Origin of the sequence: Psychrobacter sp. 2Y5 (genome assembly GCF_051847375.1) — a bacterium.
Lineage (GTDB): Bacteria > Pseudomonadota > Gammaproteobacteria > Pseudomonadales > Moraxellaceae > Psychrobacter.
Window position 1 is genome coordinate 136,296 of record NZ_JBPYDA010000007.1, and the last position, 12,599, is coordinate 148,894.

Sequence of the window (12,599 nt, forward strand, 5' to 3'; positions counted from 1 at the left end):
TGCTAAGTCACTGACCTTGTCGCACCCGCAGCGCGTTCGATCAGCTGATCTACGGGCGCTTTTGGACCGAGCGTGCCAAAAGCCAGTCCGTGCTCTCCGCCTAGACGCGAGCGGCAGAACGCTGCTGCTATGTCTTTATTTTCCGTATTTAGTAAGATGGAAGCTTGCAGCATCAACGCCAAGCGCTCTATGACGTGGCGACTTCTAAACTCTAAAGTCTCTACATCCTCAAAATAACTCGCTAGTTGCTCAAGCTCTTTATCAAAATAACTGTTTTTGCCAGCAGCGGTTTGCAACTCAGTAAACAACGCCTCACGAGTAGCCGGTTCTTTGTTTAATGCGCGGAGCACATCAAGGCACTGGATATTTCCGCTACCTTCCCAAATTGAGTTGAGCGGTGCCTGACGATAAAGCCTCGGCATGATATTTTCTTCGACATAACCGATACCGCCGAGACATTCTTGTGCTTCATTGACTAACACTGGCGTACGCTTGCATATCCAATATTTACCAATAGCTGTCGCGATACGCGCTAGCGCTGCTTCGTGCGCGTCGGTCTCAATCATACTGATGGCGCGCGCCACTCTCATGGTTAAGGCTAATGCCGCATCAGACTCTAAAGCCAAATCAGCGAGCACATTGCGCATAAGCGGTTGATTGATTAATAAATCGCCGAAAGCTTCACGTCCAGAAGTATGGTGAATCGCTTGTACGACTGCTTGCCGCATTTGCGCCGCTGAGCCTATCATACAATCGAGCCGGGTTAAGGCCACCATCTCGATGATAGTGGCGACACCTCTGCCCTCCACTCCTACTAACTCGCCAAAAGCACCGGCAAACTCTACCTCAGAAGAAGCATTCGACCAGTCGCCAAGTTTATCCTTAAGGCGTTGAATCCTTACTGCATTGAGCGTGCCATCGGGGCGAAACCTCGGTACTAAAAAACAGCTAAGTCCGTTTTCAGATTGGGCTAATACTAAATGAGCGTCAGACATAGGCGCAGAATAAAACCATTTATGACCAATGATTCGGTAACTGTCGTCGTTTTGCTTAATGGCTTTGGTGCTGTTACGCCGTAAGTCGGAACCGCCTTGTTTTTCCGTCATCCCCATGCCGATAGTACAGCCAGTTTTTTGCTCCATAGGTAAGCTACGAGGATCGTATTCTGTTGATAGCAGTTTCGGTATCCATTTTTCAGCGAGCTCTACATTGTGGCGCAAAGCTGGAATAGCCGCGTAAGTCATCGACATTGGACAGCCAAAGCCGGCTTCTGCTTGTGAGCCAAGATACATAACTGCCGCTCGCGCTACGTGCGCGCTTTGGCGACTCTCGTTACGCCAAGCAAAATTACTCATGCCGTACTGTACACCCGCCGCCATCAACTCATGATAAGCAGGATGAAATTCAACTTCGTCTATACGGTGACCATAGCGATCAAAGGGTCGAAATTTAGGGGGGGTTTCATTGGCAGCAAAGCCCTTATCTATCATGTCACCACCGGTGCGGGCCCCAAACTCGCTCAAATGAGCACTGGCCCACGACGCGCCTTCTCGAATAACGGCTTCTTTTAGCGCGTCATCAGTCTCCCAAGCGTTATAATGCGCTAAAGCGACCGGCTGATTATTGACTTCATGGGTGCTGAATTGATTGGCCGTTGACATCTGCTCGGTATCCTTCATAGTAATCCTTCCTAATATTTGGCTGACTATCCTTGTTACTCGTTACTGTTCATTTATTTTACTTAGCACTCATGACTGCCTATCTTGCATTATAATAAACGACTAAATCTTAAGTGACTAAATAATAAACGACTAAATTTAGAGTATTACACATGGAATCACATATTGTCAAAGAATGTAATTACCAATGGCCAGCCGCTCGCTCTCTCATTTTGCGCCTCCTGACAGTTGCTAACCACGAAACCCTTAGCATAGCTGAGATCATTCGCGCTGGCAGGCTATTTGCGATAAAGGAAAATAATATACGGGTAACTATGGCTCGTTTGACGCAAGCAGAATTGGTTGAGGCGGTGGATGCTGCTGTTTATCGCTTGGGCCCGAAAGCTAAGAAGTTAGGGGCTGATGTCGCCGCTTGGGAACACGCGGATAAGCGCGTTATAGCATGGGAAGGTTCTTGGATAGCCGTGACTACCGGCGGGCTGCCGCGTAGCGATCGCAAAATACTGCGCGCCCGTATGAGAGCGCTATCTTTATTAGGCTTTCGTGAGCTCGATGCTGGGCTTTATATTCGTCCTAATAACTTGAGCGGCGGTGTTGAAGGGATAAGGTCACGGCTACTCGATTTACAATTAGAGCCCGAAGCCGCAGTATTTCAAGCAAGCCGCTTTGATAAGGATCGGCAAAAAAAATCACTCGGCCTTTGGGCAGATATACAACTAGAGTCACATTATAAAAATCTGTCAGAACAGCTGAGCGATTGGCAAAACTCTCGGCACACTCTTGATAATGACACTGCGCTGCGGGAAGCTTATCTTCTTGGCGATTTTGCTATTCGCAATGTCGTTTTTGATCCTTTATTGCCCGCGCCTTTAGTCGATGAAGCGGCTCGTCAGCACTTCTTTGATACCGTACGCCAGTTTAATGCACAGGGCCGTGAGCTATGGTATGCTTTTTTTACACAAACAAGTGAGCTCACTATGGATAAAAAGAATGATAGTGGCGCCTATAGCGTTAATATAAACTAATACGTTTTACGCTTGCTCAGCCTGCCAAGCACTAATCCCGCCAAGATAAATATCGAGATGCTGGAAGCCTTGACTTGCCAGCCACCCTGCTGCGACCGTCGCTCGCTGACCACTGGCACACATCAACGTATAATGCTCCTCTTTATCTAGATCGCGCCAACGCTCATTGAGATGACCGATATAGATATGCTCAGACTCATCTATCGCAGACTCGCTGCGCTCATCAAGGTCTCTGACATCAAGTAACGTCCAAGCCTTGCTATCATTAGTATTATTGATAAAATCAGCACTACCTTCGAGACGCGATCGTACCTCCTCAGTCGCTATCATCGGTATTTGCTCTATACTCTCGCCTTTTTTGGCCGCTGAGATTAGACCGACATAGCCGCCTACGATATTATCAAGAGCAATCCTGACCAAATGCGTCATCGCCGTCGCCAGCTGCTCCTCATCAGAGGCAATCAGCGCTATGCTCTCGCCATCTTTAATAAACCAGCCTGCAAAAGCGGAAATCATACCGACAGGCAGACTCATAGCGCCCGGCAAATGAGCTGAAGCATAAGCTAGCGGCTCACGAATATCTATTAGGTGATCGATTTTGCAATCGTTGAGTTGTTCAAGGGTCAGATTACGTGGTCTCATCACGACAGGGGCAGGCTCGCCGCCTTCCATGTTAAGGCGTTCCATGAGCTTAAAATAAGGCGGCTGATAATGATTTTCGCTAATCTTCGCTTGAATAAACTTATCTCGGCTCTCGATTTGTAATCTTGGATTATTCAGCCTTTCATGCCCAACGCTTGAGAACTCACGCTCTGCCATCCCTGAACCACAAACCGAACCGGCCCCATGCGCCGGATAAATCATCGCTTGATCGCCTAGAGCGATGATCTTTTGTAGCGAATCATAAAGCAGACCAGCGACTTCTTCGCGCCGATCCGGATAAAAGTCTGTGCGCCCTACATCACCGACGAATAGCGCATCCCCTGTGAATACACCAACTGCCTCGTTAGGATAAGCGCTATCAAACATAGCATACGCTAGATGATCAAAGGTATGCCCAGGAGTCTCAAGCACTTGTATCTCAAGCTGACCAATCGCAAAACTATCCCCCTCTCGCGCCGTTTGCGCATAGACGATTTCGCGCTCTGGATTGGGACCGTGATAGACACTAGCGCCAGTAAGCTGCGCTAATATAGGAGCGCCTGAGACTAAGTCTTCGTTACGATGCGTTTCAAATATATGAGTAATCTTAAGCCCGGTAGCCCGTGCTTTTTCGACATAAATGGCGCAGTCACGACGTGGGTCAACCACTGCCGCTTGTCCGTTCGAGCCAAACAAATAGGACAGGTGCGAAAGCCCCGGGGTTTTTATCTTTTCAAACAGCATAGTTATCTCCTTGTGCGATATAAGTCCTGACTGTCTTTGAAGATAACACAGGATTTTAGCCTTCATCAATATACAATAACATATATTAACATGGTATATATTATACCGTTTCGATACTAAGCTGAGATACTAAGCGCTGTGATACTAAACCGAATCTTAGCCAGCTTTGATTAAACCACTTTAGTCTTAGGCTCGGTACTTTTAGCAGGACTAATAGTGATGCCAGTGAAGCCAAAAATAAGCGTCAGTAGCAGAGATAAATAGCAGAAAAAAGCGTACGGCAGATAATCAAGGACAGGCACGCCTAGAGCTTGACTGATAAACACACCGCAGACGCTCCAAGGTACTAGAGGATTGATAACGGTACCCGCGTCTTCAATGGTACGAGAGAGGTTTTTTGGGTGCAAGTTTAAGCGCTCAAAGGTCGAACGAAAAGAAGTCCCTGAGATCAAAATACTCAAATACTGCTCGCCGATGAGCACGTTGATACTAAGTGCCGACATAGCAGCAGCGAATATCGCCCGTCCTGAGGAGGTCAAGGACGCTTTGATTCCTGATAATAGCGCTGGCAGCACCCCTAACGCTGTCAACAGCCCACCCAAACTCAATGCCAAAATCACAATCGTTTGGGTGAAGAACATGCTTTGCACGCCGCCACGCGACAGCATACCAGCTACCTCGCCAAGAGCTAGCGACTCTGCAGGAGCGTATCCACCAAACAGATAACTCCCAAGCTCTCCGAAGCTCGGCGAGCTATGCCAATAAGTGATCAATAGCGCCACGCTGATAGTGCAAATTATCGTATAGATAGCATTGATACGAAAAACCGCTAGCCCAACTAAAGCCACAAAAGGCAATACTGCGTAGCTGTGCACTAAGCCACTCTCAATCAGCTGCGCTTGTAGTAGCGTGACTTGACCAAGATTGGTGCCTGTGGTGTCTCCCGAGAAGAACCAAAACAGCAGTACTGTCAACAGCCACGCCGGTACGGTAGTGTACATCATATTACGAATGTGCTCGAACAGATCGATACCAACGACTGAGGAGGCGATGGTACAAGTATCGGACAAAGGTGACATTTTGTCACCAAAAAACGCCCCAGAAACCACTGCCCCTGCGGCAATAGCGACATTGGCATCAAAAGCATGGCTCATGCCAATAAACGCTACCCCTAAAGTGGCTGCAGTGGTCAAGCTACTCCCTAAAGTCACCCCAATAATCGAGGTTAAAATAAAGGCAGAGAGATAGTAAAACTCTGGTGATATCAGCTCAAAGCCATAATACATTAAGGTCGGTATCGCACCGGACATCATTAAAGCCGCTATCATTAAGCCGATAAAAAAGAACAAATAAATCGCCCCAATTCCGCGCATGACACCTGAGGCCATTTGCGCTTGCATATCCTCGAAGCTCAAACCTTTTATCAAGCCGATCGCTAATAATACGCAGATAGCCAACAGCAAAGATAAGTGTGGTACCCAGTCAAACCCTATCATAGTCACGCCCATGACAGCGATGACGATGGCCGCTATCAAAAAGGCTAATCGGGTTGAGAGGTGAGTTAATATTTTTGGTGACATTACCTATCCTTAACCAGCCAAAACGTATTGGCTAGAAACTGACTATCAGGGTTATTTTGAACCGACAAGTTTAATGAGTTACGGTCGTTTTTTCCACTCTCATTATACTTTTGCGCTAAGCAGGCTATCGGTTTTTGCCGCCATAATAAAGTCATTATGGTGCAGGCCCTTGATACTGTGGGTCCACCAAGTCACCGTAGCCTTGCCCCACTCCACCAAAATACTAGGATGATGCCCCTCCTCTTCAGCAATCTGTGCCAACTGATTGGCAAAAGCCATAGCGGTGCTAAAATTCTTAAAGGTATACTGGCGCTGTAATTGCTTAATACCATCGACTTCGATTAACGACCAATCAGGAATTTGTGGTAATAGCGCTTGTATCTCAGTCGCACTCAAACTAGGAGCGCTTGCCCGGCAGGGCTCGCAGCTGGATTTAGATAAAGTAGTCATCGTTTTTTCCTTTTATTGATGAGCGCTTGTTGAAGGTTCAATGCAGTTAGACTAGTATAATGATACTACCCAATTAGGAAGGGTAACACTCAATGCTTATTTTAAGGGAATAACTATGTATGCTGTCATTGGCGCCGGTCCGATGGGGCTAGCTACGGCGCGTAATTTACAAAAGCTCGATATTCCTTTCGTTGGTTTTGAGGGACATAGCGATGTCGGCGGCTTATGGGATATCGATAATCCACATAGTACCATGTACGAGACAGCGCATCTGATATCCTCCAAGCGTATGACGGAGTTTAGCGAGTTTCCGATGCCGGACTCGGTTGCCAGCTACCCTCACCATTCTGAGCTGCGCCAATATTTCCAAGATTTCGCTGATAAATACCATCTTAAATCTCATTATGAATTCTCAACTCGCGTCGTTAGCCTTGAGCCTGAGGGCGATAAATGGCGCTTAGTCAGCGAACATAATGGCAAACAGCAGTCTCGAGTGTTTACAGGTGTGCTGATTGCCAATGGTACTTTACATAAACCGAATATGCCAAACCTGCCGGGCGAGTTTGCCGGTAAGCTTATGCACTCCTCCGAGTATCGCGATCCGTCTATATTTACAGATAAACACGTGCTTATTGTCGGTTGCGGCAATTCTGGGGCAGACATCGCCGTAGACGCGGTGCATCATGCCAGGTCGGTAGCTATCAGCTTACGGCGTGGCTATTATTTCCTGCCAAAATTCATCAACGGCCGCCCTATCGACACCTTAGGCGGCAAACTCAAGCTCCCACGAAAAGCCAAACAGCGCTTGGATGCCGCTATGATAAGTATAGTCGTTGGCAAGCCTTCCGATTATGGTCTGCCTGATCCTGACTACCTGATGTACGAGTCGCATCCGGTGATTAACTCCTTAGTGCTACATCATTTAGGTCATGGTGATATCACACCGCAGCGTGATATCAGTGCTATCAAAAGTCATACGGTGACCTTTAGTGATGGCAACAGCGATGATTACGACTTAATCTTGATGGCGACTGGCTATTTACTTGACTATCCTTTTATTAAGCGTAAGCATCTTAATTGGCCGACTGAGCAAGACGCACCGCAGCTGTATATGAATGTCTTTCATCCTGATTATGATACTTTATTTATGATGGGCATGGTTGAGGCGGCAGGTCTTGGCTGGGAAGGTCGCAACCAGCAAGCGCGCTTAGTCGCGTTATATATCAAGCAGCGCGAGCAAAACAGCGCCGCGGCCGATCATTTCGATGCGATTAAACGCGCGCGTAGCAACATAACGCTCGACGGCGGTTATGATTATATTAAGCTGGCACGCATGGCTTATTATGTCAATAAAGACGAATACCTAACTACCCTCGCTGAGCATATCGCTGCATTACAAGCGGATGAGGATAAAGCAGAAGCCAAGCATAAATCTTCCAACATTAGCTCTAAAGCGAGCCGCTTTAAAAGCAGGTTATTTAATAGACAAAAGCACAAACCGGACTCTTTAAGATGAGTGGCGCGTTACCGATAGTCTTTGACCCTGCCAGCTTAATTGTGCTTAACGTTATTTTGGCGCTGATGATGTTTGGGGTGTCACTGACGCTACGTTTTGAGGATTTTAAACGTATTTTATTAGCGCCTGTTGCGCCTATCGCGGGCCTGTTTGCTCAGTTTTTATTACTGCCGCTAGCCACTTGCCTGTTTACTTGGGCGCTAAATATCGAGCCGGAGCTGGCTTTGGGCATGATTTTGGTAGCTTCCTGTCCTGGTGGCAGTTTTTCTAACATCATGACTTGGCTTGGTCGCGGCAATGTCGCGGTCTCTGTCAGTATGACGGCAGTATCGAGCTTAGCGGCGACGGTTCTGACGCCGCTGAACTTTGCCTTTTATGGCTGGCTCAACCCGCATACCCGTGAGTATCTGACCCAAATCACCCTAGAGCCTAGTAGCATTTTATTATTAGTGCTGTTAGTGCTAGCTGTGCCTTTGGTACTAGGGATGTTGACCGGTCGCAAGTTTCCCAATTTAGTCGCTCGCAGCGAAAAACCGTTACGCATTATCTCACTATTGGTATTTTTAGCCTTTGTCGCTATCGCTTTTTCTAACAATTTTGATTTATTTATCGAGCGTTTTCATAGTTTTTTTTGGTTGGTAGTCGCTCATAATTTATTGGCGCTATCGCTTGGCTACGGTATGGGTACAGCGCTAAAACTTCCTGTTGCTGATCGCCGTGCGGTCACTATGGAAGTGGGTATTCAAAATTCGGGGCTAGGCTTAGTCATCTTATTTACTTTTTTTCCGCAAGCAGGAAGCATGATGCTCATTACCGCTTTTTGGGGCGTCTGGCACTTAGTCTCAGGCCTGACGCTCTCTCAAATTTGGGCACGGAAGCCCTATGACTAAACGCATCCTTATCACTGGCGCAGCAGGCTACATCGGCCATCAACTGGGTAATCGACTCGCCGCTCATTATTCGGTCATGGGCACTGATATTTGCACTCGTGATCATTTAGACTTTGCTATAAAAATCTTAGATATACGCGAAGATAAACTCGCTCAGTTACTGATAGATGAGCGAATCACCCATGTGGTGCATCTAGCCTCTATTTTACAAGCCTCAAAAGATCGAGCACGAGACTTTGATATCGATGTCAATGGGACGCGTAATGTTCTTGCGTGCTGTGTAAAGGCGGGTGTGCAGCATTTGACCATCACTAGCTCAGGAGCGGCTTACGGCTATCATGCCGACAATCCAACTTGGATAGATGAGCACCATGCGCTACGCGGTAATACAGAATTTGCTTATTCGGATCATAAGCGGCAAATTGAAGAGCTACTCAAGGAATTTCGGCAAAAGCATCCAGAGCTGCAACAGCTGATATTCCGGCCCGGCACTGTGTTAGGTGCTGACACTCGTAATCAAATCACGGATTTGTTTATGGCGCCGCGAATTTTAGCGCTCAAAGGCAGCGACTCACCTTTCGTGTTTATCTGGGATCAAGATGTCATCAATGCGATGGAAATGGGGATTCGCGAGGATAAAACTGGCATCTTCAATATGGCAGGCGATGGCGCACTAACCATGGCACAGATCGCGGATAAGCTGAATAAACCCCTGTTGACACTGCCAGTCTGGGTGGTCGAAGCAGCGCTACAAGTCGCTAAATGGCGCGGTAAGCCCACCGGTCCTGAGCAAGTCAATTTTTTGCGTTATCGTCCGGTACTAGATAATCGACGTTTAAAAGAAGAGTTCGGTTATCAGCCTGCCAAGACTTCTGCTGAGACATTTGCTTATTTTATGGCGGCTAATAGTTTAGGCGATTCTTAACGCTATCGAATAACTTTTATAGGGAAAGCGTCATTATGACCGTCACATTAATTACCGGCGCAGCGTCTGGTTTAGGTTTGGCGATGGCTCGTCATTGGTACGCCGCCGGTCATCACTTAGTACTCGCTGACATCGATGCCGAGGCATTAGCGGCAAGAGTAGCCGAATTCTCAGATAGCGCTAGAATCATGGCAGTAGCCACTGATATTACACAAGCTGACGACATCGATGTACTCATAAATAAAGTAAGTGCACATTTTGGCCGTCTTGATATCTTAGTTAATAATGCTGGCATCACACACCGCTCGCCAGCACATCAAACGGATCCTGCGGTGTTTCGTAAGGTCATGGCAGTAAACTGGCAAGGGCCAGTAGAGCTGACAATGGCAGCATTGCCTTTATTAAGGCAGTCTCATGGTCAGATCGTCTGTATCGGCTCCATGGCAGGCTGGATGCCAGTGCCGGGACGAGCCGCTTATTGCGCTGCCAAAAGTGCGCTGACGCAATTTTTTGAAGTGCTGCGTTTAGAGTTAGAAGCTGACGGTATTCATATCCTAATGGTGTATCCTAGCTTTTTGGACACTCCTATTGAGGAACATGCACTCGGTCATGACGGTAATCTCGCTCAACATCAACGCTCAGTCATTGGCAGTATTCGTAGCGCTGAATGGATGGCTGAGAGGATTGCTCAAGGCCTAGCGCAGCGTAAACGCTGGATCTTGCCTGAACCTGTCTCACGCTTCGGTAGTATTCTTTGGCGGATCGCCCCTAGCCTTTATCTCAAGCAAATACGTCAGCGCTTTGGCAATGAGCTGTCATAGGCAGGTATGCTAAACTCTACTGACAACGACTTCTCAATCCAAAATTACTATATATCACTACTATATAAATCACCATTAAAAGGAATTTTTATGCTGAAAATTATCCCTATCGCCGCTTTGGCATTGCTGGCGACGTCTTGTGCTAGTGTCGAAAATATTTTGCCAAATAATGCCAATCACGCTACCACTATGACAACGCCTGCTACTCATGCTAAAAAAGGCTTGATCACTATGCAAAGCAATCATTCTGTCTCAGATACCGCCGATAAGCTCATCAAAGTCATCGAAAACAAAGGCATGACAGTCTTTGCGCAAGTCGATCATCAAAAGAACGCTGCTGGGGTTAATTTATCCTTACGGCCCACACAAGTGGTGATGTTTGGTAATCCAAAAGCGGGTACACCGTTGATGAATTGCGAGCAAAGCATCGCGATAGATTTACCACAAAAAGTGTTAATCACTGAAGATGCACAGCAGAGAGTCTGGCTGTCTTATAACGATCCTCAATACCTCAAAAATCGTCACAACCTGCAAGGCTGCGATACACAGCTGGCCAATATCGCCAAAGCGCTCGATGGTATTAGCCAAGCGGCTATTGCTAAGTAGACTGATTAAGCTTTTAGGACATAGTCTTAGTAAATAGTTGATTCTATTTAAACACGAGACAGTGCGATTGGTATAAATTTTCCTTGCGTGCTGCGTTCCTTCGACACTGCGCAAAATTCATCCCAACCGCACGATAACATTAGCGTATTGATTTTATTTAAAACGAACTATAAATAAAAAAGGGTTTGCCCAATAAGCAAACCCTTTTATTTATCATACAAAAATAATCGCAACACCTTGACACTCTAAGCTCAGCTTAAGCTGCAACGGAATTAGGGATAGGAAATACTTTGTCATAGACCCAGTTAAACACAAAGGCATATATCAAATAAAAAGTCGCCATCGCAATATCCATTTTAAAAGCCTCCCAAAGGCTAATGTTTAGATATATCGCTATGAATGGCAAGAATAGTAACAGTAAGCCGCCTTCAAACAAGATGGCATGCAACACTCTTATTGGCACCGTTTTTTGCACCCTACCGCGCAGTTTTAGCATGGCATTATCGAATATAATATTATAAAAATAGTTCCACACCGTAGCGACAATAGAACCTACGAGCGCTATAGCTCCCATCGTGTGCAGCTCAAACCCAAAGACAAAACTAGCTAGTGGTGCAAAGATTAGCAGACCTATAATCTCAAAGCTTAAAGTATGCCGGATACGGTCTTTTTTGGTACGCATAACGATCACTATCCTAACTACAGCAGCATTTAGCAAAACATCGGTCAATCACTATAAACCACATCATTCAGCGCTACCAAATACGCTTCATCAGCTTATCTTTTTTGATAAATTGATGGTATAGCGCCGCAAGAATGTGAGCGGCAGTAAAGGCAAGAATCAACGGCCAAATGATATCAGTATGCCAGTCATTAAAGGTACGTGCTAAACCGCGATCTGGAGTGACGAAAACTGGGATTTCGAACAGGCCAAACACATTGACCGCGCGGCCGCCATAGACCGACATCAGCAGTCCTGCTATCGGCATGGTAATCAGTAGCGCATACAGCGCAAAATGCGTGAGCTTGGCGATGATATCTTGCCATTTAGGCATTGGCGCTGATGGTGGCGCTTTGACAAATAAGCGGCTAATAACCCGAGCTAGCATCCAAAACAATAAACTTATGCCAAACGCTTTATGCAAACCAATATAAAGCGAGTCATCGGTATTGTCATAAAGAAACATCAGCGCCCACGTCACTAATAATAGTAGCGCGCTTATCCAATGAAAAACACGGCTGATCATAGGCCATTTGTTTAGCGGAGCTACCCTAGATTGAACTTGGTTCATACTTCACCTTTAAAATAGAAAGCGTTACCTTTTATCCAGACTTAACTGCCGTACTATCTAGATATCCAGACATAAATGCTCTACATAGCCATTCTTGTGCCAGCAGTTTGTCACCCATAATGAAATACCTGTGAGCTGAATACTAGGGGCTATCCTAACAACTCAATAATAAAACCCTATAAATAGCAGCGCCTATGATAGCAAATCTGCGAGCAAATGACTGCTATTGCTTCAATTTAATCATAGCTTAAGCCATAGTTTAAGCGGCAATAAATCATAAAAACCTTTATAAAAATAAAGGTTTACCCTAACCGATGAATACAACGATATTTCCGATGAACGGTGTAATAATTAGAATCAAATAGGAGTATAGTTTATATTAACTTGCTGAGTTTGTATTTTATCTAAACTTAATAAGTATGATTCAAC

12 protein-coding genes are annotated in these 12,599 nt (G+C 46.1%); 6 read left to right on the forward strand and 6 right to left on the reverse strand.

Translation table 11 applies throughout. From position 1 onward, the window contains the following. Positions 1-2: 2 nt before the first annotated feature. Entirely contained in the window at positions 3-1,679 is a 1,677-nt protein-coding gene (locus ACS8E3_RS08985; protein WP_439243384.1) for an isovaleryl-CoA dehydrogenase, read from the reverse strand. A 152-nt stretch (positions 1,680-1,831) separates the two neighbouring features. On the opposite strand from ACS8E3_RS08985, the gene ACS8E3_RS08990 reads away from it, so the two are divergent. After that, positions 1,832-2,704 carry a PaaX family transcriptional regulator C-terminal domain-containing protein gene (locus ACS8E3_RS08990; RefSeq protein WP_439243386.1) on the forward strand — a complete coding sequence of 291 codons (873 nt, stop codon included), beginning with the start codon at positions 1,832-1,834 and terminating at the stop codon, positions 2,702-2,704. A 6-nt stretch (positions 2,705-2,710) separates the two neighbouring features. On the opposite strand, the gene ACS8E3_RS08995 is transcribed toward ACS8E3_RS08990, so the two are convergent. The 3 genes from ACS8E3_RS08995 to ACS8E3_RS09005 all read right to left on the reverse strand — a co-directional run bounded on the left by ACS8E3_RS08995 (position 2,711) and on the right by ACS8E3_RS09005 (position 6,120). After that, positions 2,711-4,090: an MBL fold metallo-hydrolase gene (locus ACS8E3_RS08995; RefSeq protein ID WP_439243388.1), complete on the reverse strand. Its 1,380-nt coding sequence runs from the start codon at positions 4,088-4,090 to the stop codon at positions 2,711-2,713. 170 nt (positions 4,091-4,260) lie between these two features. Beyond that, on the reverse strand, positions 4,261-5,670 hold the full coding sequence (nhaC, locus tag ACS8E3_RS09000; protein WP_439243390.1) for a Na+/H+ antiporter NhaC: 1,410 nt from the start codon (positions 5,668-5,670) through the stop codon (positions 4,261-4,263). Positions 5,671-5,772: 102 nt separating this feature from the next. Next, complete coding sequence (locus ACS8E3_RS09005; RefSeq protein WP_439243391.1) at positions 5,773-6,120, reverse strand: 4a-hydroxytetrahydrobiopterin dehydratase; 348 nt, start codon at positions 6,118-6,120, stop codon at positions 5,773-5,775. Positions 6,121-6,235: 115 nt separating this feature from the next. Here ACS8E3_RS09005 and ACS8E3_RS09010 point away from each other — a divergent pair, with 115 nt between their 5' ends. From ACS8E3_RS09010 to ACS8E3_RS09030, 5 genes are all read left to right on the forward strand, one after another. Next, the gene (locus ACS8E3_RS09010; protein ID WP_439243393.1) at positions 6,236-7,636 is read left to right on the forward strand and encodes a flavin-containing monooxygenase; all 1,401 of its coding nucleotides are present in this window, start codon (positions 6,236-6,238) and stop codon (positions 7,634-7,636) included. Beyond that, entirely contained in the window at positions 7,633-8,526 is an 894-nt protein-coding gene (locus ACS8E3_RS09015; RefSeq protein ID WP_439243395.1) for a bile acid:sodium symporter family protein, read from the forward strand. Before ACS8E3_RS09010 ends, ACS8E3_RS09015 begins: the two co-directional genes overlap by 4 nt. Continuing rightward, positions 8,519-9,451 carry an SDR family oxidoreductase gene (locus ACS8E3_RS09020; protein WP_439243397.1) on the forward strand — a complete coding sequence of 311 codons (933 nt, stop codon included), beginning with the start codon at positions 8,519-8,521 and terminating at the stop codon, positions 9,449-9,451. Before ACS8E3_RS09015 ends, ACS8E3_RS09020 begins: the two co-directional genes overlap by 8 nt. A gap of 35 nt (positions 9,452-9,486) precedes the next feature. Then, positions 9,487-10,272 (forward strand): SDR family oxidoreductase, encoded by a 786-nt coding sequence (locus ACS8E3_RS09025; protein ID WP_439243399.1) that lies wholly within the window; start codon positions 9,487-9,489, stop codon positions 10,270-10,272. 90 nt (positions 10,273-10,362) lie between these two features. After that, entirely contained in the window at positions 10,363-10,878 is a 516-nt protein-coding gene (locus ACS8E3_RS09030; RefSeq protein WP_439243401.1) for a DUF302 domain-containing protein, read from the forward strand. Between the two features lie 256 nt (positions 10,879-11,134). On the opposite strand, the gene ACS8E3_RS09035 is transcribed toward ACS8E3_RS09030, so the two are convergent. Together ACS8E3_RS09035 and ACS8E3_RS09040 are read right to left on the reverse strand one after the other, a co-directional pair. Next, a complete protein-coding gene (locus tag ACS8E3_RS09035; RefSeq protein ID WP_439243403.1) occupies positions 11,135-11,560 on the reverse strand; it encodes a PACE efflux transporter in 426 nt (141 codons plus the stop codon). Positions 11,561-11,633: 73 nt separating this feature from the next. Beyond that, complete coding sequence (locus ACS8E3_RS09040) at positions 11,634-12,170, reverse strand: cytochrome b (protein WP_439243405.1); 537 nt, start codon at positions 12,168-12,170, stop codon at positions 11,634-11,636. Positions 12,171-12,599: the final 429 nt, after the last annotated feature.